This window comes from Micromonospora sp. NPDC085948, assembly GCF_040686315.1.
Taxonomy (GTDB): domain Bacteria; phylum Actinomycetota; class Actinomycetes; order Mycobacteriales; family Micromonosporaceae; genus Micromonospora.
Map to the genome: position 1 here is coordinate 352,224 of NZ_JBFBJW010000005.1, position 24,269 is coordinate 376,492.

Annotated in this window: 13 protein-coding genes; 5 read left to right on the forward strand and 8 right to left on the reverse strand. The window is 71.9% G+C overall.

The annotated features are described in order from the left end of the window. The first annotated feature begins 83 nt into the window (after positions 1–83). Positions 84–2,810, forward strand: a complete 2,727-nt coding sequence (locus AB0O48_RS16640) for an AAA family ATPase (RefSeq protein ID WP_365066398.1) — start codon at positions 84–86, stop codon at positions 2,808–2,810. On the opposite strand, the gene AB0O48_RS16645 is transcribed toward AB0O48_RS16640, so the two are convergent. The 5 genes from AB0O48_RS16645 to AB0O48_RS16665 all read right to left on the reverse strand — a co-directional run bounded on the left by AB0O48_RS16645 (position 2,773) and on the right by AB0O48_RS16665 (position 15,164). After that, positions 2,773–6,621 (reverse strand): hypothetical protein, encoded by a 3,849-nt coding sequence (locus tag AB0O48_RS16645; protein ID WP_365066401.1) that lies wholly within the window; start codon positions 6,619–6,621, stop codon positions 2,773–2,775. The two genes, AB0O48_RS16640 and AB0O48_RS16645, sit on opposite strands and share 38 nt — an antisense overlap. A 5-nt stretch (positions 6,622–6,626) precedes the next feature. After that, a complete protein-coding gene (locus tag AB0O48_RS16650) occupies positions 6,627–10,484 on the reverse strand; it encodes a hypothetical protein (protein ID WP_365066404.1) in 3,858 nt (1,285 codons plus the stop codon). Between the two features lie 3 nt (positions 10,485–10,487). Further along, positions 10,488–13,688, reverse strand: a complete 3,201-nt coding sequence (locus tag AB0O48_RS16655; protein ID WP_365066407.1) for a hypothetical protein — start codon at positions 13,686–13,688, stop codon at positions 10,488–10,490. 129 nt (positions 13,689–13,817) lie between these two features. Beyond that, positions 13,818–14,480 carry an HAD family hydrolase gene (locus AB0O48_RS16660; protein WP_365066410.1) on the reverse strand — a complete coding sequence of 221 codons (663 nt, stop codon included), beginning with the start codon at positions 14,478–14,480 and terminating at the stop codon, positions 13,818–13,820. A 39-nt stretch (positions 14,481–14,519) separates the two neighbouring features. Then, positions 14,520–15,164, reverse strand: coding sequence for a LysE family translocator (locus AB0O48_RS16665; protein WP_365066413.1), 645 nt, complete (start codon positions 15,162–15,164; stop codon positions 14,520–14,522). A gap of 1 nt (position 15,165) precedes the next feature. On the opposite strand from AB0O48_RS16665, the gene AB0O48_RS16670 reads away from it, so the two are divergent. After that, positions 15,166–15,432: a hypothetical protein gene (locus AB0O48_RS16670; protein WP_365066416.1), complete on the forward strand. Its 267-nt coding sequence runs from the start codon at positions 15,166–15,168 to the stop codon at positions 15,430–15,432. An 8-nt stretch (positions 15,433–15,440) separates the two neighbouring features. Continuing rightward, complete coding sequence (locus tag AB0O48_RS16675; RefSeq protein WP_365066419.1) at positions 15,441–15,893, forward strand: hypothetical protein; 453 nt, start codon at positions 15,441–15,443, stop codon at positions 15,891–15,893. Between the two features lie 189 nt (positions 15,894–16,082). On the opposite strand, the gene AB0O48_RS16680 is transcribed toward AB0O48_RS16675, so the two are convergent. Beyond that, positions 16,083–16,943: an SDR family NAD(P)-dependent oxidoreductase gene (locus tag AB0O48_RS16680; protein ID WP_365066421.1), complete on the reverse strand. Its 861-nt coding sequence runs from the start codon at positions 16,941–16,943 to the stop codon at positions 16,083–16,085. Further along, positions 16,940–18,415, reverse strand: a complete 1,476-nt coding sequence (locus AB0O48_RS16685) for a hypothetical protein (protein WP_365066424.1) — start codon at positions 18,413–18,415, stop codon at positions 16,940–16,942. Before AB0O48_RS16685 ends, AB0O48_RS16680 begins: the two co-directional genes overlap by 4 nt. A gap of 122 nt (positions 18,416–18,537) precedes the next feature. Between AB0O48_RS16685 and AB0O48_RS16690 the strand changes: the two genes are divergently transcribed. Both AB0O48_RS16690 and AB0O48_RS16695 read left to right on the forward strand, forming a co-directional pair. After that, positions 18,538–19,311 (forward strand): gamma-glutamyl-gamma-aminobutyrate hydrolase family protein, encoded by a 774-nt coding sequence (locus tag AB0O48_RS16690; RefSeq protein ID WP_365066427.1) that lies wholly within the window; start codon positions 18,538–18,540, stop codon positions 19,309–19,311. A gap of 192 nt (positions 19,312–19,503) precedes the next feature. Beyond that, complete coding sequence (locus tag AB0O48_RS16695; protein WP_365066429.1) at positions 19,504–23,073, forward strand: WD40 repeat domain-containing protein; 3,570 nt, start codon at positions 19,504–19,506, stop codon at positions 23,071–23,073. A gap of 4 nt (positions 23,074–23,077) precedes the next feature. Here AB0O48_RS16695 and AB0O48_RS16700 read toward each other — a convergent pair whose 3' ends face one another. Continuing rightward, the gene (locus AB0O48_RS16700; protein WP_365066432.1) at positions 23,078–24,166 is read right to left on the reverse strand and encodes a DUF1611 domain-containing protein; all 1,089 of its coding nucleotides are present in this window, start codon (positions 24,164–24,166) and stop codon (positions 23,078–23,080) included. Positions 24,167–24,269 lie beyond the last annotated feature (103 nt).

The following is a 24,269-nucleotide window of genomic DNA, read 5'->3' on the forward strand; positions in this document are numbered from 1 at the left end:
CTTGAGGGCATCGGCCTCGGTTGGCACGGTCAGCAAGCCGTCTCAACCAAACTCGCCCCCGTTGCGGGTGGCACCATCGGAGAATGCCTGCCCAGCTCCTCGAGCGCCGGTCCGCGCTGACCACGTTGCGGGCCGCCGTCGACGCCGCGCTGGGCGGCGCCGGCTCGATGGCCCTGCTCACCGGTGAGGCGGGGATCGGCAAGACCAGCGTGGTGCGCCACCTGCTCGCCGAGGTCGATCCGGCGGTGCGGGCGCTCTCCGGCGGCTGCGACGATCTGATCGCCCCTGCTCCTCTGGCGCCGTTGCGCGAGGCGGTGGCGAATCACGGGGGTCCGCTGGCGGCCGCCCTGGCCGCGCCGCACCTGCCGACCGCGCCGAGTGCGCCGGCCGGGGCGCACCCGTTGGTGGCGGTGCTGCCCGCGATGCTGGCCGAGCTGCGCGGCGCCCCCGCGACGCTCCTCGTGGTGGAGGACATCCACTGGGCGGATGAGGCGACCATCGACGTGTTGATCTACACCGCCCGGCGGATCGGGTCGCTGCCGGCCGTCCTGCTGCTGACCATGCGCGACGACGTGGACGACGCGCACCCCGTCCACCGACTGCTGGGCTCGTTGACCGCGGCGCCGGTGGTCCGCGTCCCGCTGGCCGCGCTGTCCGCGGCCGCGGTGGCGCGGATGGCCGCCGGCACCGGCCACGACGGCGCCGCGCTGCACGCCCTGACCGGCGGCAACCCATTCTTCGTCAGTGAGTCGCTGGCGTCCGACGGCTCGGCCACCTCGGGGGCGGTGCGCGACGCGGTCCGCGCCCGGTGCCGCCGCCTCGCACCCGCCTGCCGGGAGGCGCTGGCGCAACTCTGCGTGGTCCCGCGGGCGGTCGGGATGGACCTGGCCGCCATCCTGCTCGGGCCGCAGGCGCTGGCCGCACTGGCCGAGGCGGAGCAGAACGGGGTGATCGAGGTTCGGCCGGACGGCCTGGCCTTCCGACACGAGCTGGCCCGACGGGCGATCGAGGCCGACCTGCCCGAGCTGCGTCGGCGGCTGCTGCACCGCCGGGTGCTGGCGGCGCTGCGGGCCGAGTCGTCGCCGGACCGGGGGCGCCTGGTGCACCACGCGGTCGCCGGGGACGATCCGGCGACAGTGGTCGCGGTCGGCCCGAGCGCGGCCCGAGCCGCGGCGGCAGCGGGCTCGCACCGACAGGCACTGGTGCTCCTCGAGTCGGTGCTGCCCTACCGCGACCGGCTGGGCGGCGCGGAAAGCGCCGCGCTGTTGGACGACTACGGCTGGGAGCTCTACAACGCCCACCGGTTCCACGAGGCGGTGCGGGCCGGCGAGCAGGCCGCCCGGGAATACGCCGGGCTCGGCGACGAGCCGGCCCGGGGGCGCTGCCTGATCCGCGTCTCCCGGCACCAGTTCATGGCCGGCGAGACCGACGCCGCTGAGCGGACCGCGGGCGAGGCCGTGCGGATCCTCGAAAACGGTGCCGACGACGCGGCGGCGGCCCACGCACTCCTCTACCAGGGCGCGATCCTGGCGTTGACCGACGACTTCGCGCGGGCGGTCACCGCTCTGGAGTCGGCCCGCAAGCGGGCCGGCCGGGCCGGCCGCACCGACCTGGACACGCTGTGCCTCAACTATCTCGGTATTGCCCGGATCGAGGTGGGTGACGCGGGTGGGCTGGCCATGCTGCGCCAGAGCGTGGACACGGCCCGCGCGGACGGTTTGCTGGAGTATGTCGCGCGCGGCTACACCAACCTCGGCGAGATGCTCTTCCGGATGGGCGCCCTGGCCGAGGCGGCCGGGTGCGTGCGCGCCGGACTGGCCTTCGCCGAGGAGCACGGCTTCTGGTCGCACGCGTACAACATGCGGGTACACGACCTGCTGGTCGAGCTGCGCCGCGGCGGCTGGGACCGCGCCGAGCCGGGGCTGCGCGCGCTGGCGCAACGCCAGGACCACCCGGACATGCTGTACGTCTACAGCGTCCCCTGGTACGCCCGGCTACGCGCCCGCCGAGGTGACCCGGCCGCCGCGCCGCTGCTGGCCCAGGCCTGGGATCGGGCCCGGCGCGGCCGGCTGTTGCTGGGCATGGCGTACGCCGGCCTCGCCTACCTGGAGTGGGCCTGGCTCACCAACGACCGTCAGCGCGCGGAGGAGGTCGCGGCCGAGTTGCTGCCCCGCCTCGCGCACCCGGGTGCCGCGCCGTTCCGCGCCGAGGCGGTGCGGTACCTGGTCCGCCTGGGCGTCAGTGTCGACCCGGCCAGCAGCCCGGTGACCGCTGCGGCGGGCAGGCAGGCGTCGGATGCGGCGGGCACGCAGGCGTCCGAGCTGGTGGTGACCCAGGCGTACGCGGCAGGTGTCCGTGGTGACTGGGCCACCGCGGCGGCGCAATGGGCGACCCACGGCGACCCGTACGAGCAGGCTCTGGAGCTGGCCGAGTCCCCGGACGCCGACACGGTGGCCGGGGCCCTGCAGACGCTCGACGGGCTCGGCGCGGTGGCGGCGGCCGACCTGGTCCGGGGCCGGCTGCGTGATCGAGGTGCCCGGGTCCCGCGTGGCGCACGCCGCGGCACCCGGGCCAACCCGGCCCACCTCACCGAGCGGCAACTGCTGGTGCTCAGCCAACTCAGCGCCGGTCGGACCAACGCCGAGATCGCCGCCGACCTGGTGCTGTCCGTGCGCACCGTGGACCACCACGTCGCAGCGATCTTCGACAAGCTGGGGGTGCGCACCCGGCAGGAGGCCGCGGCGGCCGCCCGCGCACGGGGCATCGGCCCGGCTACCGCCACGCCCGAGGCGCCACATCGGCCGGCGTGAGCACCCGGCTCAGGGTGCCGGCGACGAAGTCACCGACGTAGGCCACGCCGGTGACCGGGTCGACCGCCACCGAGCACGGCGCGGCGCCCAGCTTGACCGCCACCCGCAGGGCCCGGGAGCGGCCGTCCACCATCAGCAGACCGGCAGAGGTCGCGACGTAGCCGATGCCGGTCCCCGGTCGGGTGGCCACCGCCCGCCCACCGCCGGGCACCGGCAGCACCGCGCCGGCCGGCACCGGCCGGGTGCCGCCGTCGGTGGGAAAGTCGCCCTGGTCGAGCACCACGACCGCGGGGTGGGTGGTGCTGCCGCCGAGACAGGACACGAAGACCAAACCGGCCGGTACGTCGACCGCCACGTCGACCGGCTGCAGCAGCACATCCTGCAGGTCGATCGTGCCGGTGACGGCGTGCCGGCCGTCCGCGCGCCGGGTGATCACCGAGATGGCCGCCGTCTGCGGTACGCCGGCGCGGTAGGTCCGGGCAACGTAGACGCGTGCCGCGGTGCTGTCCACCGCGGCGGCGATGATCCCGGCGAAGCCGTCCTCGTCACCCACGACGTCGAGTTCGCTGAGGTCGGTCGGGGCGAGCACTCGCACGTGCATGTCGACTCCCACCGGCGGCGCACCGCCCTGGTGCACCACGTAGAGCCGCTGGGCGGCCGCGTCGAGCGCCACGTCGACCACACCCAGCCCGATCGGCCTGCTGATCCCCGGTTGTGGCGTGCCCGCGTTCACCTCGAAGCGCTGCACGGCGAAGTCGTGGTGGCCACCGTTGACCACGAATCCGTGGTGGCCCTGCGGCTGCACGGTGAGCGCGCGCGGCCCGTGACCCACGGCGGCCGTCCGCGACTGGGTCAGTGCCAGGTCCCAGCTGCTCAGGGTGCCGTCCTCGTCAGGCCGCTCGTGCGGTGAATGGGTGGCGAAGACCCGTCCGCCGGCGCCGTCGCGGGACACCGCCACCGCCGCGACGGCGCCCGGCCCACCCAGGGACACCGTCGTCACCAGCGGCGCCGCCGGCACCGGCGGCGGTACGTGCACGATCGCCTCCCGCCGGACGCCGGCCATGCTGGCCGAGATGTCGATCGGCAGCGGACCGGTGGGCGCCAGCACGTCGATCGCGAACTCGGCCGTGGAGGCACCCGCGACGACGTCGACTCCACTGGGGACCTTGACCAGGTCGGGCCGACTGGTGTGCAGGGTGACCCGCTTGCCGCCGTCCGGTGCCGGGCCGGTGAGCAACACCCGGCCGGTGGCCCGTGCCCCGACGAAGAGCCCGGTGCGGGCGTGCTCCACCCGCTTGAGCGACACCGAGTCGAGGGACTCCATCGCCTCGTACTGGATGTTGACGTCGACCTGCTGCAGGCCGGTGAACGGGACGGTCACCGAGTCGTAGGCCAGCGTCCAGCCGCCGGTGAGGCCACGCCCGTACAGGCTGAACAGGTGTTCCTGACCGGCGACGGCGGCCGTGTCGCCGGTCCACACCTGGGTGGCCGGTTCGAAGCGCAGCACCAGCTCCTGGGTGGCCGGTGGACCGGTCAGGTCGTGCACGCCGAGATCGAGGTCGCGCTGTTGGGAGAAGCCGGCATGGGTGATCGTCATCGGCAGGCTGTTGTCGTTGCCGGCCATCCCCCGCAGGTTGACGGTGACGCCGACCACCTTCAACTCGGCCAGCCCGGGTGGCAGCTTGGCCAGCGGCAGGTCGAACCAGAGCGACTTGGCGTTGACGAACCGGTTGATCGCCGCGGTGTGCGCGTCGACGGTGAACGCGTTGTGGATCACCTGGGTGCCGTCCTGGACTGCCAGTGATCGCCCCTTGGCCCGGTGCCGGTCGCGCTCAGCCACCGGATCCCGGGTGAAGATGGCGTTCATCATCAGGTCGTAGGTGCCCACCGGGAAGTCGGGCGGCATCTTCTCGTCCAGGTCCAGATCCAGGTCCGGGTAGGCCAGCGCCGCGGTCTGTCCCGAGATGCCGCCGGGGTTGCCCCGGTCCAGGATGTAGAGCTTCAACGCCCGCTGGGCCCGCTGGCTCCAGTGGTCCAGGGCGTCGAAGAGGCAGAGCAGGCCGCGCAGCAGTCGGGACACCGGTGACTTGGCCGGCCGGTCGTCGGTGTCCACCGAGTCCAGGTCGCCGATCGCCTCCCGGGCGCGCCGTTTGAGGTCGGCGATGGCCGCCGTCGTGCCGGCGATCTGCCGCAGCCGCAGCGTTGCCAACCGCCAGCTGTGGCAGGCCTCGGTCAGCTCGATCAGCAGGTCCCGCAGGGGTCCGTCGCCCTGGGCGGCGCGCAGGTCGGCGGCGACCCGGCGCAGGTGCACGACCCGCCCGGAGCCGGGGGTGCCGAGCTGGGCCCACTGACCGTGCGCGGCCAGGCCGACACCGGCCGCGGCCAGCTGGGTGGTGGTGGGCCGCCCGGCGAGGTAGGGGCCGCCGGCCGCGGTGCCGGCGTCGACCAGCAGGTCGGTGTCCGCCGGCAACAACAGTCCCGCGGCGCCCTGCGGCTGGGTGGGGTCGGGTGCGCCGAGCACCTGGGCGATCGTCGTGACCAGGTCGGACCCAGGGACAGCGCCGGAGCCGTACGAGATCAGCGCCTCGGCGGTGGTCAGGTCGCCGAGGCGTTCCTGGATGCGCAGCACACTCTGGCCGATCAACTGCCCGGAGGCCTGCTGGGCCTGCTCGGCGGCTGCCCGTCGACGCCGGGCGCTCTCCCCGATGGTCTCCTCCAGCGGCCCCTGGTCGCCCAGCAGCGCGGTCAACTGGGTGCGGACCGCCTCCCGGGCCCGCAGCAGCCGTTGGTGGTCGCCGGCGAGCAGCAGCGGGCCGTCGTCGGGCGCGAACAGCGCGGCCCGGAGGGTGTCCGCCGCCGTGCGCCACTGCCCGGCGTAGAAGTCGACAGCCGGCACCAGGTCCAGCTCCAGGTCGCGCTCCACACCGATCTCGGTGCGGTGATCGGCCATCAGGGCGCGCAACTGTGCTGTCATGGCGCCCGGGCGAAGCCACTCGGCGGCTGCGTACTCCCGTTCGGCCTCCACCAGGTTGCCGGAGCGGAACTCGTACCACGCCTGCTTGCCGCGCTGTTCGGCCCAGCGGTCGCCACCGCGCCCGGAGAGCTGTGGGCGTAGCTCCTCGTCGTACTGCTGCGGGGTGCGGGCCAGCACCTCGGCGGCGCGGGCGGCGCCCGGCACCCCCGGCTCCCCCGGCGGCCCCTGCGGGCCCTGGTTGTCCGGTTCGTTCGGAATGCCTGGCCCACCTGGTCCACCATCACCGCCCGTGCCACCCGGGCCGCCGACGCCGGTGAAGGTGTTGGTGCCGGAGGCCTCGACGAAGTAGACGTGCACCGGGCCTCCGGCCCCACCGGGGCCGCCCGGGTGACCCCGCTGACCGGGATGCCCGCCGATCGGCGGCGGGGGCGGTGGCGGGAGCGCCGTGGTCCGCGAGACGTTCGGGTCGTTGACCGGTGGGCCGGGGTCGCCGGTCACACCCTTGCCGCCCCGCTGCCCGGTGCTGGTGGCGGAGACGCCCGTCAGCCTGCGGGCGTAGATCACCAGCTGGCGGCCGGACATACCCTCCTCACCCTGCTCCGGGGTGCCGGGCACCTCCATCGCCAGCGATGGCGTACCGGCCGGGCCGCCGCCGACCACCTCGTCACCGACGATGACGACATCGCGAGAGCCGCGGATCACCGCGCCGAGCAGCACCACCCGGCGGCCGATGAAGATCAGTGGCCGACCACCGATGATGGTCGACTGCGGCAGACCGTCGACGAGCGCCTGATCGATGCGAACCTCGTCACGGATGTGCAGTCGGAAGACGTCCACTGTGCTCAGCTCTCCTCGGTCGCGGCGGTGGTGGCTGGCGGGTTGGGGTCGATCACCGCGCGGTCGAAGATCTCGGTGTAGACCGTCCGGAGGGCTTCGCCCGGACCGGTGACCGCCCAGCCGCGCTGGCGCTCCTGCACCACGACCCGGCCGGCGCGCAGCTCGCGCATGAGCTGATCCGGTGGTGCCCCGACGGCCACCCACTCCAGGCGCATCGCGGCGATGCCCCCGGCCGGGGCGGGCAGGGCGGTGACCCGCCAGCCGTCACCGGGCGTGCCGGTGGTGCCCTCCTGCGCCCGGACGCCAACGTCGGAGCCGATGTCGGAGCTGGCCAGGAAGGGGTCGGGCATCCGGCGCTCGTGGCGCATCGTGAACTCGCTGGCGGCTGCGGGCTTGCCGAAGACGTTGACCCGCACTCCGGTGGTCCCGAACTTCTTCACCTTGATCTGTCGGTGCGGGGGCAGTTGGACCAGGTCGGTGGTGACCACCCGGGACACCGCGCGGCCGGGCAGTGAGTGCGGCTGGAAGCGCACCAGTCCCAGCCGCAGGAACGGCCACACCGCGAGGTCGACGTCCACGTCGATGTCGGCGAACCACAGGTCACGCTCGGCGTCGAAGTGCACCGGGTGCCCGATCACGGTGACCTGCCGGCCGCTCGCGGCCGGGTCCAGCAGGGTGACGGTGCTCGTGACCTGACCCGGTGAGTCGAAGTCGCCGGCGACGAAGTGCTGCTGGTCGCCGAGGCCGATCTCCTCGATCGGGTCGCTGCCCCAGCGGGTGACCAGGCCGGAAAGTGCCCGACCCTCCTCGACGTCCCCGTCGGCCGCGCCGGCGAAGAGCACCACGCCGAGCATCTCGCCCTCACCGGTGCGGTTCCAGCGGCGGTTGAGCCACACCCGCACGCCCATCGTCTCCCGGGTACTGGTCCACTCGCCGAACTCCATGCCCCTGGTGAAGCGGAACGACGGCACCACCGAGTGCACGTCCGGTGGTGGTGGCACGGCCCGGTTGGGCACGTGCACCAACATCTCGGTGCCCTCGCGCAGTTGGCTCTGATCACCGTCCGGCACCGCCGGGAAGTACTCCCGGAACCGGGTGGATCCGACCGGTCGGTAGGTGACCGCCCGGTGCCGGGTGTCGCCGAAGAACTGCGACGCGGTCAGCGCCGCCGGTCCACCGGCGAGCTCCAGGTCGACAGGGGCGAGCGTGGCGGTACGCGGCTGCGGCTCGACGCTGCCGGTGCCGGCGTCCACCGCTTCGAGCCAGGACGCCACCAGGTGCACCCGGCCGGTGGTCGGTCGGTGCGCCTGCACCTGCGCGGTGACGGTGACCTGCCCGGTCACGCCGGTCGCGGTGACCGTGGGCGGTCCGACCAGAGCCGGCGCCACCAGTGGTTTCTGCACCGCGTGCACCACGGTGACCGGTTGCCGGGAGGACAGACCCAGAACCTGACCGTCCAGGACGTCCTGCGGGTCGGCGGCACCGACGGCGAGGTGATCCAGCCGGTCGGGGTGCAGCGTGCTGGACAGCTCGAAGGTCTGCTCCACGCCCGGCGGGACCTCGACGGTCAGCACCGATCGGCCACCGGACTGCTTCACCGAGACCTGCACCGCGCTGGCGCCGGCCGCCATCGGACGGACCACCAGCTTCGCCGGCGGCAGATCCGGCCAGCTGCCCCCGTACCCCGTGCTCACCACGGGCGACGCACCCGGCACGCCGCCGATGGCCACGCCCGCGACGGCCGGGTCCGGCAGGTAGGGCAGCAGGGCGGCCGGCGCGTCGATCACCACGTAGGCGCCGTTGGGCAGCGCCCGACCGCGCGGCACCGGCAGAGTGCCCTTGACCTGCCTGGTCGGGTCGCTGGTGACCAGCTGCAGGCCCGGTTGGGGCACCATCGCACCGCTCGGGCCGGGCACCATCGGGTCGAGGAACGAACCCTCCTCCCGACGGGCGATGGCGAACATCCGCTCGCGGACCGCCGGGGCGGCCTGCGGGCCGAAGGCCGCGTCGAACATGCCGTGCCGCTCGGCCAGCATCTGCGGGCCGTCCGGTGCGGCGACGTGCCGCTCGCAGGTGCCCAGCAGGGTGCCCTGGCCGTCGCTGCGCACCACCAGCCGCAGCAGCGACTCGCCCTCGGTGAAGCGCCTGGTCGGCACCAGAGTGGGTGAGCCGGCCGCCTCGTGGCGGAGGTAACGCACCGCGGGCAGCACCTGGGTGGGATCGCAGACGTCCGGGTCGATCGCGGTGCCGGCGATGTCCACCGCCCGGGCGCGGAGCTGGTAACTGCGTCCGTAGCGCAGCCGCGGTAGCGTGCCCGGCGCGGTGGTGATGTCCGCGCGCAGCGGATAGCCGGGCGCGAGGACGCTGTCGATCTCCTCCACCTCCGGGCTGTTGCGGCCGTCGCCGCCCACCTTCGGCCCCGGTTTGCCGACCGACAGGCCCCAGCCGTCCCACCCGGCGATCTCCTCGCCGACGATGAGCCGGGCCGCGCCGAACTCGTCGTCCTGCTGGGCGGCGACCACCGCTTCGGTGCGGCCCTCGTCGTCGGCGTCGACGGTCAGGGCACCCACCGTGTAGCGCACCCGGCGGCGCATGAGCGACCGGAACGCCCCGCCGTCGGTGGCCACGTCCACCCGGTAGCCGGTGGTCACGTCGTCGGCGAACAGCACCGCCGGGGCCTGCACGCCAGCCGAGGCGATCGCGTCGGTGCGGCTGGTGGCGTGGCTGACCACCGCCTCGGCGCGGGCCTGCTGGCCAAGGGTCAGACCGACGTCGCGGCGCACCGGCAGCCGGGCCGGCAGCGGCTCGCCGGAGCGCGCCGACGCGGTCGACGCCGCCGCCAGCTGACCGCTCAGGCTGGCCACGTCCACACTTGTCAGCACGTAGGTGGTGGCCGGGTTCCGCACGTTGAGCACCCCGCCGACGATCTCGGCGCGGGCGTCCGGCTCGGTGGCCATGGTGAACCGGCGGGCGGCCAGGTCGCTGACCACCGCGCTGAACGGCTGGGAGCGGGGCACCGGGCCGTTCAGCGGCTGACCGGCCGCGTCCACCACCCGGACGGTGCGCGCGCCGTCGAACGCCGCCATCTCGAGGTCAACGCGCAGACCCAGCGGTACGGAGAGTGCGGGGTGCGCCATCAGCAGGGTGCAGACCTGGTGGAAGTCGGCCTGGGTGACCGAGTTGACCCCGGCCAGCGGCCCACTGGCGGCCCGCCCGTCCGGGCCGGGTGCCCTGCGGGTGCCGCCGGCGCGGCGTAGCCACCTGGCGTAGGCGGCGATCGGCAGCGCCATCGCCAGATCGTCGTGGCCCTCCTGGCGCAGCCGCCGCACGGCGGTGGCCAGCGCCGTGCTCGACGTCGCCGCGGGGGCGAGCAGGGCGGCGCCGGCCTCCAGGCCCATCGCCCGCGCCACCCGGGGATCACCGTCCACGGTGGCCAGTGCGGCGATCGCCCGGCGCACGACATGGTCGGCGCTCAGCGAGTCGGTGGGGTTGGTGCCGTTGACGCTGGCGTACATCTGCTCCAGGGCCGTGGCGGTGGCGGCGAAGGCCGGCCCTGGTCGGGCGGATCCCAACGCACGGCGGCCGCCAGCCTGCGTGCGCACCCTGGTGGCCGGGCCGAAGAGCGCCGTCCACAGCGACGACGACGCCGGGTCGCCGCGCCGGATCAGCGGCTGCGGCTCACCGTCACCGGTGTCGGCCAGGAAGAGTGGCCCGAGGGCGTTGACCACCGCCGGCCAGTCCGCCAGCGGCGTACCGTCGATCGTGGTGATGCCCTTGCCGCGCGGGGCGGCGACCAGGCTGAGCTGCGCCTTGCCGTCGGCGAAGCCGGCCGGCAGCACGGTCCAGAGCACGCTGTACGTCATCGTCTACTCCTGTGCGAACGCGGCGCAGTAGGTGTCCCACGGGCGCGGTCCGGGCCGCCCGGTCGGCGCCATCAGCTGGGCGAAGGTCGGATCGGCGCTGGGGCCGGCGAAGCGGCGCTCCATCGGCACCACCACCGACTCACTGAAGAACAGCACCTTGATCTCCACGGCGATCTCGGCGTAGCCGAACAGCTCGTTGGAGTTGAGGTCGTAGTCGAGGGTGAGGGTCAGGGTGATCGAGACGCTGATGATGCTCAGGACCTCGACCTCTCCGCGGATGCGGAAGTAGCCGCCGATCCGGGCGATGTCCTTGCTGGCGTCGATGTCGAAGAGCACACCGCCCATCGCCTCCACCGACCCGCGCGCCACGAACAGGTCGACCGAGAGCGAGGCGCCGAACTCCAGGGCGCCGACCAGCTTGATCAGACCGGTGGTGGCCACGCCGATGGCGAGGTGCCCACCCCCGCCGAGCGCGGCGATGGTCAGCCGGAACGGGTTGTCCGGGGTGGAGAAGCCGAGATCGAAGGAGAGCGGGTACGGGTCGCCGGTGAAGTTCAGTTCCGCGCCGGCGGAGATGGCGATGTTCTCCAGCGCGAAGACGCCGATCGCCAGCGACGGCACCGGGAAGCTGAAGCCGGACCGCACCCCGGTCGGGGTCACGGTCAGCGCCGGCGGGTCGGAGAAGCCCTCCTGGTCGACCAACTCGGCCAGGGTGGCGATGAAGGCGAGCACCTGGCCGTAGCGCAGCGCGCCCAGCTTGATGTCGACGTCGGGCTTGCCGGCGTCCCTGCTGGTGAACCGGATGCTCCGGATCGGCACGCTGAGCAGCGGCACGGTGTCGAAGGCGGGCGTGGTGGTGGAGTGGATCTGCAACTCCACCTGCTGGACTAGGCACTCGCTTGTGGACCGGGTCTCCAGCCGGGCGGTGTCCACCTCGGTGGTCTGGGTGATCCGCAGGTTGGCCTGGTTGGCGTCACCGGGGTTCTCCCGCAGTGGCCGCAACACCACGAAGCCCTGGTGGAAGCGGGCCTGCGGCTTGTTGCCGAAGAGCTTGGTGTCCCAGGTCAACACCTGCGAGGCGACGCCGTCGACCAGGTCGCTGACCATCTTGTAGGCCTTGCCCAGCTCCCGGACGATGCCCTCGTCGATGGGCAGCAGATCCTTGATCCTGGCCAGACCCAGCAGCTTGTCGGCGTCCTTGAGGAACAACACGTCCATCGCCCCGGCGGCCAGGGTGGTCAGGTTCGCGCCCGCCAGCGCCCCGAACTGCCGGGAGATCGCCGAGGTGTTCAGGCTGAGGGCGGCCAGCCCGCCGGTGGCCTGCTGCGCCAGGCCGACCGCCGGCGATTCGCCGACCAGCTTCAGGAAGACCTGTCCCTGGGCGTTCGCCCCGTCGAAGAGCGCCTGAGTGTACGGCGCGGCGTACTGCAACACCGCCTCTTTCGCCCCCGGCGCGTAGCGGTCCAGCGCGGCGATGCGCCCGATGATCTGTTGGGCGACCGGCAGCCCGGTGGCGGCGTCCAGCGCCAGGTCGACCTTGCGGGTGAGCACCGTGGTGGCCTGCTCCGGGGTGGGCACCTCCAGGCCGGCCGCCGACCCCGCCGCCGACCGGGTCGCCGCTGGTGGGGGCTCCGGCATCGGGGCGACCGCCAGCGGCTGCCCACCGGCCTGGATGGTCCGGAAGACGTTCTCGGCCACCTGTTCTCCGCCGCCGAGGGTGTCCCACAACGCCCGGGCCTGCGCATCGGAGGCGGTGTCGGGCACGAAGAGCAGCGGCAGCGCGAACGGCACCGGGCTGCCGTCGTGGTCGTAGCCGACCAGTTGATAGGCGAACGGTGTGGTGGCGTCCAGTTGCAGCACCCGTGAGCCGGTCATCCCACCGGGCGGCTGGACGGCCTCCAGCGGCGGGGTCACCGTGGTGACGACATCGACGCGGGTGAACGGCCAGCGTCGATGAGCATCGCCGCCCATTTCGACCACTGACGTGGCGGGCGACTCGAACGGCATCTGCGGATCGGTGACCAGGATGGTCGCCGCGGTGCGCAGCGCGGCCACCCGGGTGTTGCCGCTCTCGAAGCGCCGAACCGTCTCCTCGGTGAAGATCGCCCGGTGGCCGAACGGGTAGAGCTGGCCCACCACGACGATCCGTTGCGCCTGGTCGCGGCCCATCGACGTGTCGTGGCGCCACTGCGCGACAGTGGCGGCGATCTGCTCGGGCGTGGAGCCCGGCGGCGGGTCGGGCCAGTCACCCCGCACGCTGAGCCAGCCGCCGAGGCTGCTCAGTGCGAGCCGCCGCACGGTGGCCGGCGCGACGGTGCGCGACTGCTCGGAGATCTCGACGCACAGGTCGGCCCGGAGAGTGTTCTTGAGCCGCGCGTCGTTGACGTCGTCGGCCCACCCCGGCTGCGGTGCACCGCTCTGCGGGGTGTGGGTGAAACGCGCCGCCAGTGGCACTTCGGCGCTGGCCGAGAAGTCCACCGAGGTGACCTCCAGCCGGGTGCTCCACAGGGCGGTGCGGCCGGCGTTCACCCGGGCCGCGGCGGCGTGGCGCAGCCGGACGTGGCCACCGGGAGACTGAAGGTTGAGCAGGTAGGGCAGGCGGAACTGCGACGTCTGCGGAAAGCCCGGCGGCGGGGCGGCCACCACCGCGGCGTCGACTGCGCGGGCGCTGGACGTACCGCTGGATCGTGGTGGGCCGACGGCGGCCCGGCGGGCCGCGCGGTCCTGGCGCCGGTCCTCCGCCAGGGCCGGGTCTCCGGGCCGGCCGAGGTGCCTGGCCATCGTGTCCGCGACCAGGTGGTACGCCGAGGTGGCCGTCCGGGGTGGCCGGGCGTCGAGCGGATCGACCGTTCCGCCCTGTTCACCGGGGACGATCTCCAGCCGGGAGATCGCGGCCAGGATACCGGCGACGGACAGGTCGATCGGGCCGTCCGACGGGCGCACCACGAGCACCACGTCGCTGGGTGGTGTGAAGATCGGCTTGGTCTGCACCAGCCGCGGGCTGGCGCCCCGGGCGGCGTTCTCCAGGAGTTGCTGCGGGGGGAACCGCACCCACAGGTGCCCCTGGGCGGCGCCGGCGACCAGCTTCAGGTCGTAACCGGTCGGTGGGCCGGGGCGAAGCTGCGGCTGCAGGTTGCTGACCGATACCTGCAACACGAGTTGGTCTTCGGCCCGGGTGAGGGCGAACGACGGCGTAAAGGCCATACGCCCACCCTGGTCTCCGCCGCCCGTGGTGACATCGGTAGCCGCTGCCCATACTGTGTCGGCCCGCTACCTACGTTGCGCGCACCGCCGCCACCGACGTCGTCGTCGACGCATCGGCCGAGGACGTGACTAGTGGATGATTCCGATCAGGCCGGTCAGGTCCGTCAGCTCGTATTCGACGGTCCTGTCGTCCGGCGGGGCGTGCCCGCGGTGGTTGATCCACGCCGCCGGGATGCCGGCCGCGTGCGCCCCGCGCACGTCGGCGCTGAGCGAGTCACCCACGTGCAGCACCTCGTCCGCACCCAGGTCCAGGGCCGCGAGCGCTCGGGCGAACATCCTCCGGTCCGGTTTGTAGGAGCGGACGTCCTCGCTGGTCACCACGGCGGTGAAGGTCAGGCCGTGGTGCGCCATTGCCGCGTCCAGGTCGGCGCGGTCGACGTCGGACACCACGCAGATGGGCACCGTGACCCGGGCGAGGAACTCCCGGGTGCCTGGACGCAACGGCGGCGACCGCCAGTACGTGAGCTGCGCCCGGCACAGTTCGGCCGGGTCACCGGCGCAGCCCACCTCAGTCAGCACCGTGGCCAGGCTGCGCATCGCGCAGTCTCGAAGCGTCCGGAACTGCGGGCCGGCGGCGACTGCCTCGTACTGCCGCGCCCAGGCATCCAGGACGTCGCCTCCGGAGACGGATGTCGAGGCACCAGCGGCTACCTGGTCAGCTATCGCCTGCATGATCGCGTCGTCGTCTTCGACCACCGTGCCGTAGAAGTCCAGCAGCAGTCCCTTGATCACGTTCGCAGCGTAGTCGTCGCAGCCGCAGGGTCGGCGAGGTCAGTGGCTGCTGGTGGCGAGCCGGATCCCGAAGCCGGTGATCACCGTCCCGGTGACGCGGTCCAACAACCGGCGAGCCGTGGGACGTCGCAACACCGTGCGCAGCCGACGGGCCAGGACGACCAGCACCGCCGACCAGGCGGTACCCAGAAGGATGTGCACGCAGGTCAGGAACACACCGAAGGCGAACGGGGAAGCGCCGGAGGGGATGAACTGCGGTAGGAGCGCGACGTAGAACACGCCCATCTTCGGGTTCAGCAGGTTGGTCAGTGCGCCGCGACGCCACCCCGGGAGGAAGTCGTTGCCGGCCGTCGCGGGTTCGTCCATCAGTGGGCTCGATGTGTCTGCGCCACGCTGGCGGGTGGCCCACAGCATGCTCAGCCCGATCCAGATCAGATAGCAGGCGCCAGCCCACCGCAGCACCTCGAACGCCAGGTGCGAAGCCGTCAGCAACGCGGTGACGCCAGCGGAGGTGAGCGCACCCCAGGCCAGGGTTCCCGTTTGGATGCCGAGAACGACTCCCCAGGCACGGCGGGTTTCTCCGAGGGCCGCGGTGCGCAGGATGAGGGCGGTGTCCATCCCGGGAGTCATGGTGAGCAGGCCGACGACGAGGACGAAGGACCACAGAGCGCTGAGGGCTGTCACGATGATCAACCTATCGTGGGCAGGTGCCGCGGTCGGGGTCGCGTGCGCCGGAAATACGCCGTGGTTGCTCGTCGATATCCACGACAGCGACAGCGCAACGCTCACCTACCGTCCGGCTGGTCCAGGTACCGGCGTCGCCTACCTCGGCTACACCCCGCGCACGTACTTTGAGAACCCGGACGCCTCGGCTCCCACCGACGCCGTGCGGGAAGCTGCCGGCCTGAGTGCCTGGTGGGCGCTGACGACTGCGGACCGGATGACCGGATAATGTCCCGCGTGCCCCACATCGATCTGCTACGAGCCGGGGTGACCATGCCGTGCCGTGACTCGGCGGCGCGTGCCACGTGGCTGGCCTCGGTGCACGAGAGCATCAGAGGAGCCGGTGGCGCGGTCACCACCTCGGTCGAGGAACCAACAGTCGGCCGAAACTACTACCGGATCGGTGTGCGACTCGGTGACGGCAGGCCGTTGTGCATTCTTCTCAACTCCGCGGCCGCCGTGGTCGCTGCGGCCCAACCGCCAGATCGCCACCTGGTCACCCTGCTGTTCGCCGAGGTCCCCGGCGGGGAGATCTATCGTCGAGTGGGGTTGCGGGTCGCCACCACGGCGGAGCTGGAGGCACCGTTCGAAGACCGGTACCTGCAGATCCTGACCGACGAGGAACGCCGGGACGTCGCCTACCACCGTCCGGGCCGACTTGGTGACCTGCTGTTCAACTGGTTCGACTGACCTTTCCGTGCACGCGATGCCGGCTGCTTCCGGCTCACGGACAAGACGGGGCGCAGAGAGGGCTGAACCGAGGTCATCGAAGGGCTCCAAACTGGCGGCTCGGTCGGTGTGACTCCTTGAGCCCTCAGGGTCACACCGACCAGCCGGAGGGTCGTACCGTCAGGAGTTCGCAAGGTTTTGGCCGGTGGTTCAGGAGTCGCCCACATCCTGGTGAAGATCGAGGTGCAGGGAGGCCAGCCGCTGCCGGGTCAGCTCGTCCAGGCGCCGCGCGGCCCGGTTGTCGAATCCGGCGGTGTCGACGCGGAGCCGGGCGCCTTCCACGAAGGCGCTCAGCGGATCGGCCGGCGGATCGTCCAGGGCGGCGAGAATCGGTGGCAGCACGGCCGAGACCGGCTTGGCGTTCTGCTGCATCGCGCGGATGTGCGGCAGCGTGGCGGTGTCGTAGGTGCCGGAGAAGCCAGTCGCGGTGACACCGGGATGGATGAGCACGTAACGGGGGCCGGCCGGGCCGTGCTGGTCGGTGAACGCGACGCCGAGCAGGTCGTTGAGTTTGCCTCCCTGCCCCAGGGCGGCGCCGCCGTGGTAGTCCCGGCGTAGTTCCAGGTCGTCCCAGCGGACCACGCTCAGTTCGGCGCCGGGACCGGCCACGTTGACCACCACCGCTCGGGGCGCCCGGCGCATCGCGGGAACGAGACCGTGGCTGATCAGGTAGCGGCTGAGATAGAAGAGGGCGAAGTTCTCCTCGACACCCTCGGTGGTCACGCTGCGTCGCGAGTGGTAGTGGCGGGCGCACAGGACGACGGCGTCCACCATCGAGTACGCCGTCCGGATGTGCTCCACCGCGCGGGACGTCTCGCGCAGCAGGCTGAGATCGGCGTGCACGAAGTGGAGCCGCTCCCCCGCACCCAACTGCGACGCCTGCGCCCGGACGGCATCGGCCTTGACCGGATCGCGGCCGACGAGGACGACGGTGTGGCCGGCGGCCAGCCGTTGCAGCGCCACGGCACGGCCGATGCCGTCGCTGCCGCCGGCGATCACGACAACGCTCATGCCGGTTCCTCCGCACCGGCCGGGCCGGCTCCAGCGTCTTCACCGAGCAACAGGGCGGCGGTGCCGTCCGCCACCGAGCGGGACAGGCTTGCCAGGCGGTGCCGGGCCAGTTCGGCGCTGTCCGCGAGCACCACGACGTCGGCACGTCCGGACGCCGCGAGGTGACCGACGTTGTGCACGAGCAGATCGCCACGCCTGGTGGACGGATCCCAGAGCCTGCCCTCCAGACGAGCGATCAGGACATCGAACGGAATCGACCGCAGTCGCGGATGCCGCAGGGCGCCGAAGGCGTACGGCCGTGAGCTGTGCGGAAAGAGGCGGTCCAGCATGGCCCCCAGCACCGAGCCGCCGCTCCACCTGGCATTGCAGTCGACGACGCGAACGTGCGCGTCCGCGAAGGACCGACCGGTGACGATGAAGTCCAACGACAGACGTCCGAGATATCCCAGTGCTTGCAGGAGCACCGCGATCGTCGAGGCGTGGGAGCGCAGGCGGCGCACGATCTCGCGCGGAAGAGCACCGGCGACGCCGCCGCCGAACTGGGAGCGTTCGGCGTCGGTGAAGATCTGATCGATGACCCTGCCGCAGATCGGTGCCGCCGCCTCCTCCACCGCTATCGTCACCTCGATGCTGGGTGCGGCAAGTATTTCCTCCCAGCTGGTCACCAGCACGGCCGAGTCGTCTCGGAGACCCAGATCTCGGTACACGTCGACGGCCCAGGCGGTGAGTGCCTGCCGATCGAGTCGACACAGGACGTCGGTGGCGAAGACGCGCATGCCGAGACCGCCAGCGGAATCCGGTATCCGAACGGCGAGCTTGGGCGAGTGTCGGGAGATCTCCTCGATCACGGCCGGGAAATCGGCGAAACGGCGCGTCACCCGCAGCCGGGGGATCGCCTCGGCGCCGAGCAGGTCCGCGACCGTACTGAGGAACCAGATCTTGTCATTCGCCAACCGACACAATCGGGGAGGCGGCCCGAGCACCGGCACCGATCGATGCGCGGCACGGGACATGCGATCAGCGAGCTGCCACGCCGCCTCGGACGCGTGGTAGGGATGCAGAAAAGCGCCGCCGCGAGCGGCGTCGACCAGGGCCGCGGCCGTACGGCCGTCGCTCCACGCCGCCGAACACAGGTCGGAGGAGGAGTCGGGATGCAACCAGACCGGGTCACCCAGCCCGAGGCGCCCTGAGTAGTACTCGTCGAATCCGGCTGGTGGCCGTGGCCGACAGACGATGATGTCGTCGTCTCCGGCGCGCAGCCGGGCTCTGAGTTGAAACCCGTCCGGGTACGGGATCTGATTCATGAGTCGGATCGCGCTGTAGTCGTCAAACAGGACAGTCCGGCGAGCGGTGGTCCACACCCCGCGATCCACCGTCGCTTCCCTCTGCGCGCGCAGTTCCTCGTCGCCGGAAATGATGTCCGCTGCCAGCTGCCGTGGATCCGGTCCCTTCGGGGATGGCGATGATCGCATCTCTATTCCTATCTGGTCCCGTCGCATCGAGGATAGAGGGGCCATCGATGACAGCGATTGGTCCGCCGCGGCGAGGCCGCTGTCGTTTGTCGTGGGTCGCACCGGGGCGAGAGGCTGACCACGTGGGATCACCAACAGGCACCACACCCGTCGTCGGCGTGCTTGCCTGTACCAGCCAGAGCGCCACCGGCACCACCTACTCACACGTCAACAGGACTGTCGTACGTCAACTCGCTCGGTACGCCGACGTTGCCGCCGTACTGATCCCGGCCACCGAACCGGACAGTGCCGGCGCCATCCTGTCGGTCCTCGACGGCCTTGTGTTGCCCGGCGGTCCGTCCTTCCTGCACCCGGCCCGTTTCGATACGACCACGCCGACGCGGCCGGACCGCACCTACGACCCGGCCCGAGATGCCGTCGCCAGCGCCCTGCTCGCCGCCGCGGCGCACCTGCCCGACCTGCCGGTGCTCGGCAGCTGCCGGGGCATGCAGGAGATCGCCGTGCACAGCGGCGGGCTGCTGTGCGAGACCGACCCCACCGGCAGCCACCGGCGGCTACCCGACGAGAACGACGACCGGTGGGGACCGGCCCACCCGGTAACCCTCTCCCCCGGCGGCCACCTCGCCGATCTGCTCGGCTGCCCGCCCGCCGCTGAGTTTCTGGTCAACTCCCAGCACTCCCAGGTCGTCGACCGCCTGCCGGCCAGCGTCCGCATCGAAGCGGTCGCACCCGACGGCGTGATCGAAGCCATCGCCGTCGACCGGCCACACCGATTCGTGCTCGGCGTCCAGTGGCACTTCGAACAGCACACCTCCCGAAGCCCGCTGGACCTGGCCCTCCTGGCCGAGTTCGGCCGGCGCTGCCGGATCCGACACGACGGCGAGCCCGCTCGCTGACACGGTCCGCGGCCCACTTGGCGCCGGGTCGGCCACAGCGCCCAGGACGGGTTGGCGACACGTGTCGCCGTGCGCCACTGAGACATCGAAGCGATACCATGGGCGAGGCATCCGCATTCTCGGCTCCCCGTGCATTGACGACGGCGACACGGGGTCCGCCTCGGGGCACGTTCTGTTGGACTCGGAGTCGGCGTGAAGAGACAACGTGCGCTCGCGCTGTATCTCAATGTCGCGCTGATTCTCGCCACGAGCCTGCTCGGTCTGATCGGCAACTATCTGACGAACCTGAGTGAACCGCCCACCTACCTGCGGGTCCTGCAGTCTGTGGCGATTCCGGCGTTCGTCGCGATCGTGATCCTCCTCGTCGTCGGGCAAGTCGTTCTCCACGTCGCGGCGAATCCCAAGCCGAAACGCTCCGACTGGGACCCGCGCCGGCCGCCGTATCCCGGGTTGGAGCCCTTCCGGGAGGAGGACTCGGCCGTCTTCTTCGGTCGGGACCAGCAGATCTCGGACATCGTCGGGCGGATGCTCACCGCCTCGGCGGACCCTCGAGAGCGGCTGCTGGTGGTGGTTGGCTCGTCCGGCGGTGGGAAGTCGTCGCTCGTGCAGGCAGGTGTCGTTCCGACGCTCAAGACCCGGCGGTGGATCGACCTGCCCACGATCAGCCCGGGCAGCGCACCGGTGACGAATCTGGCCAAGGCCATCACCGAGGCGCTCCCGGAGCCGGTCGCCATGCCGGTCATCGTCCGGGCGATACGCGAAGATCCGGCCAGCGCGGCGCACTACGTCGCCAAGATCCGCCGAGGGATGGGGCGCCGGTTCGGCCACGTGCTCCTGGTGATCGACCAGTTGGAGGAGCTGTTCACGCTGTCCGGCGAGAGCGATCGGCAACTGTTCCTCGAGATCGTCGAGCGCCTGTTGGCCGCCGACTCCCGGTTGTCGGTGATCGCGAGCATGCGCATCGAATACCTCGCGCAGTTCCTCGACAGCGACATGGCGGCGCTGTTCCAGAATCCCGTCGCGATCGGTGCCATCAAGACGGAGTACCTGACCGCGATCATCGAGGAGCCGGCCCGGATCGCCGGCATGACGTTCGAGCCGTTCGTCGTCAACCGGATCATCGCCGACGTCGGCACGACCGACGCGCTGCCGCTGCTGGCGTACCTGCTGCAGGAGCTCTTCTTCGAGGTCCGGCCAGGGACCGCGGTGAGCCTGAAGGCCTACCTCGCCACCGGCGGGGTCGGTGGCGCGCTCACCCGGCAGGCTGATCAGGTCGTCACCGAGCTACGCGGCGAAGGCGGCATCGCCCCGATCCTGACGACCCTGCTGCGGTTCGTCTCGCTCGACTCCAGCGAGGCGACCAAACGACCGGTGGCGCTGAGGGAGCTGAGTTCCGAGCAACGCCGTATCGTCGCCGCGTTCGTGGACGCGAGGCTGCTGGTCAGCAAGGTGCAGGACGGCGAACCGGTCGTGGAGGTAGCGCACGAGTCGCTGTTCCGACTCTGGGCGCCGATGCGCCAGGAGGTCGAGACGCGGGCCGAGCACCTCCGTCGGCGCTCCGAGTTGGAACGGTGGGCGGCCGACTGGCAGCACTCCGGGCGTAGCGACGACTACCTACTGACCGGGCAGCGGCTGCTGCTGGCCGAGCAGTGGCTCGCCGGTCTGGAGGCGCTCGGCCAGGCCAGCGAGGTGGTCCGTGCCCTGATCGAGCAGTCGAAGCGCCGAGACCTGGCCTTCCTGCGTCGCGTGTCGGAGAACATCGGCCGGTACGTCCTCGCCAACGCCGAACGGTTTCCGGAGCTGTCGATCCTGCTCTCGATCGCGGCGATCGCCGAGGCGCCCATCACGCCGCTGATCGAACGCGCCCTCATGTCCGCGCTCGCCTTCAGCCACCTGCGACGGGTGCTCTCCGGGCACACCGACACCGCACGGTCGATCGCCTGGTCCCCGGACGGCCGCCTGATCGCCACCGGCTCCCGAGACAACTCCATCCGCGTGTGGGACCCCGACTCCGGCCGGTCCGTCGCCGAGTTCACCGGTCACGACGCCATGGTGGAGGCCATCGCCTGGGCGCCCGACTCGCGCCGCGTCGCCAGTGGTTCCCGGGACCGCACGGTCAAGTTGTGGCGGGTGGGCGCGGACGATCCGCCGCCGACCCTCTACGGCGCCGACGACCTGATCCGCGGAATCGCCTGGTCGCCGGACGGCGAGCACGTCGCCGCCGGCGCACAGGACCACCACGTCCACGTGTGGCGGACGGACACCGGCGACCACACGGCGACCCTGCGCGGGCACACCGGCGACGTCTATGGTCTCGCCTGGTCGCCGAACGGCACGCTGCTCGCCTCAACGTCACACGACCGCACCGCCATCGTGTGGGACTTCGCCACCGGTGAGCAGCAGACCGTGCTGCGGGGGCACAACGACTTCATCGAGGGCCTGTCGTGGTGCCCGGATGGGCGACGGCTCGCCACGGCATCGGGCGACCAGACGATCCGGATCTGGGACGTCACCGACGGCCGTCAACTGCTGCTGATCCGTGGGCACACCGATTTCGTCTGGGACGTGTCCTGGTCACCCGACGGACGGTCGCTGGCCTCAGCCTCCAGCGACCGCACCGTACGGATCTGGGACGTCAACGACGCCCGGGAGATCGCCGCGCTGCGTGGTCACGAGGATGCCGTGTGGGGCGTGGCGTGGTCGCCCGACGGCACCGCGCTCGCCTCGGCCTCCAGCGACCACACGGCCCGGGTCTGGTCGATACTGCCCCGCGGCGCCGAGCGACAGGCGTTCACCGGGCACACCGGCGGGCTTCGCGCGGCGGCGTGGGCCGCGGGCGGGTCCCGGATCGCGACCGCCTCGGACGACGGGTCGGTCCGGGTCTGGAACGTGGCGTCCGGAGTCGCCAGCACCTTCACCGGGCACACCGGCACGGTCTGGGGGGTGGCGTGGGCACCGGACGGGCACCGCCTCGGCTCGTGCTCGAACGACGGCTCGGTGCAACTGTGGCGCCCGGACAGCGTCCAGCCATACCTCCGGCTGGACGAGGCGACGATCTGCGAGGGTCTCATGTGGGCCCCGGACAACACCCGGATCGCCACGGCCTGCCGAGACGGCACGGCGTCGATCTGGAACGCCACGACCGGTCGCCGGCTGCTGCAACTGCGCGGCCACACCGACTGGGTGGTCCGCCTCGCCTGGTCGCCGAGTGGACGCATGATCGCCACGACCTCGGACGATCGCACCGCCCGGGTCTGGGACAGCTCCACCGGCGAGGAACTCGCCGTCCTCCGCGGCCACCACAACTGGGTCGACGGCGTGGCCTGGTCACCGGACGAACAGTCCGTCGTCACCTGCTCGGCCGACTGGACCTCCCGGATCTGGGCCCCCCGCACCGGTCGGCACATCCGGACCCTCGAAGGTCACGAGGGGCGGGTACGGGCGGTCGCCTGGTCGCCGTCCGGGGACCAGATCGCCACCGGCTCCTACGACCGCACCATCCGGGTCTGGAGCGCGCTGGACGACGCGGAGCCCCGGGTGGTCGGCGTACACGTGGATCGGGTGACGTCGGTCGCCTGGTCGGCCGACGGGCGGACGCTGCTCAGCGCCTCGCTGGACAAGTCGGCCCGACTCTGGTCGGTCCAGCCCGACATCGACGACCTTCGGAGCCGAGCCCGGCACAGGGTGTTCCGAAATCTGTCCGCGGGAGAGCGACAGTCGCACATGCTTTCGCTGCCGGACGAGTCGCCCGGGCGGCAGTGAGCCCTCATCGTCGGTCGCGCTCGGTGCGCCGAGTCAGCCGCAGGACGGAGTCCAGCAGGATGGCGGCGGCACCGGTGGCCCGGGTGTCGACCACCGGCACCCGATGGCGATCCCCCTCGTGGAACGGACTGCCACCGAAGACCGAGAAGCCGGCCAGCGTGGCGGCAATGCCGACTCGGCGAGAGAGGTCTGCGATCGTCTGGAGTTCGTCGGTCACCGGCGGGACCGGTAGGCCGGGGAACATCGCCCGGACCTGACGATCGGTGTCGTGGCACATGATGATCGCGTCCGGTGCCGCTCCATACAGGAGGTTGACCGAGTTGCCGCCGTAGACGCGGTGCAACGTTGCCGCCTGCCCCTCGACGACGACGAGTTCGTGCCCTGCGTCGGCCAACCGGTGCACGGCACGCTGCACGGCCCCGGTGATGAAGTCCGCGAAGATGCGGTCGACCTGCACCACCGCGTCCGCGCCACACATGGCCGCGATCTGCCCGGTCGCCAAGAAGGCGCTTCGCATGCCCCGGGAAAGTGCCTCACGGTGTACCGCGAGGGCCGTCGTCATCTTTCCGACGGCACAGTCGGTGCCGGTCGTCAGCAACACCGTCGCGTCAACCGACAGGTCGGGCGACAGCGTCTCCCGGGGGCCGTCGCCCCGCACGTCGACCAGTACGACACCGGCCGCGGCGGCCAGGCCGACCAGATCGGGATCGTCGTTCAGCCGGGCGTGTGTGCTGCAGATGACGTTGAGCCCGTGCCGGACCACGTCGACGGCCACAGCCTTCAGCCGGGCGGGGACGACCGTGTGCGCGTCCATCGAGTTGACGCCGATCACCACGCTGCGGGCACCGGCTCGCCGGGCGGCGGCGAGGTCCGGCACCACGGGAACGCCAAGCGGCCCGACCCCGAGGACCACACCAGCGTCGGCGCTGGCGTGGCGTGCGTCCACCACGCAGGCGACCGTCCACCGCGTGCCCGTCAGGATCAGGCCGGACGCCGTCTTGGTGCCGGGCAGACCCAGCCGACCATCGGTCCAGACGGCAACGGGATCCAGAGCGGAGGAAGTCGCCGCAATGTTCCCGGTGGATGCTTCCATCAGTCATCAATCTGCTGAGCGCGACGTGGCTGGGGCCTGTCATAGCATAGGCCAACGGCAATGCGGCCGAGCGGCGCATTCGGCGGCGGCGACGCTCCGGTCG

Coding starts and splice junctions, on each gene's coding strand:
- AB0O48_RS16640 (WP_365066398.1), top strand. CDS start 84: ATGCCTGCCCAGCTCCTCGAGCGCCGGTCCGCGCTGACCACGTTGCGG.
- AB0O48_RS16650 (WP_365066404.1), bottom strand. CDS start 10,484: ATGACGTACAGCGTGCTCTGGACCGTGCTGCCGGCCGGCTTCGCCGAC.
- AB0O48_RS16655 (WP_365066407.1), bottom strand. CDS start 13,688: ATGGCCTTTACGCCGTCGTTCGCCCTCACCCGGGCCGAAGACCAACTC.
- AB0O48_RS16670 (WP_365066416.1), top strand. CDS start 15,166: ATGATCAACCTATCGTGGGCAGGTGCCGCGGTCGGGGTCGCGTGCGCC.
- AB0O48_RS16680 (WP_365066421.1), bottom strand. CDS start 16,943: ATGAGCGTTGTCGTGATCGCCGGCGGCAGCGACGGCATCGGCCGTGCC.
- AB0O48_RS16685 (WP_365066424.1), bottom strand. CDS start 18,415: ATGCGATCATCGCCATCCCCGAAGGGACCGGATCCACGGCAGCTGGCA.
- AB0O48_RS16700 (WP_365066432.1), bottom strand. CDS start 24,166: ATGGAAGCATCCACCGGGAACATTGCGGCGACTTCCTCCGCTCTGGAT.